Annotated in this window: 1 pseudogene; it reads right to left on the bottom strand. The window is 41.6% G+C overall.

From position 1 onward, the window contains the following. A pseudogene (locus ACRCJ0_RS19515) lies at nucleotides 1-507 on the bottom strand (bifunctional glutamate--cysteine ligase GshA/glutathione synthetase GshB); the annotation flags it as partial.

Below are 507 nucleotides of genomic sequence, written 5' to 3'. Positions count from 1 at the left end.
TGCCGCCCCAAATAAATAAACTAAAATCCACTGGTAACGTAAGAAATTACGAGATAAACGTAGGTAAAAATCAGATTGGAAATCTTTTAGCGATTGGCTATTGCCGTCTACTTTTTTCGCCTCTTCATGGACTAGTTGAATGAAAGCAGGTGAAATCTGCATATTATAGTGAATACCAGAAATCATCTGCAATTTTTTACCGTATACTTCTACTAAATAATCCCGGTAGTCAACAGCAGCTGGATCTTCTAAATCTGCCACTTCAATCAAGTCATCCGCCGGCAAGGCAGGTGGCATTGAATATGGCCAGATCCGTTCATTTTCTGTTAATGACTCAATCGTCACTTCATGTATCGCTTGCAACCATTCCATGACATGGTCCGCAGAATAAACTGGTGGTGTCACCAATTCTAATTGCGACTCCGCAAAGTCCCGTTGAATATAAAATGACGATGTTGACCCATCCACTTTTTTAGGATGCGGGGTTAAGGCCAACTGCCCCTCAGA

This window comes from Aerococcus sp. L_32 (genome assembly GCF_050689315.1).
This window is presented reverse-complemented; position numbering and strand designations above follow the sequence as displayed.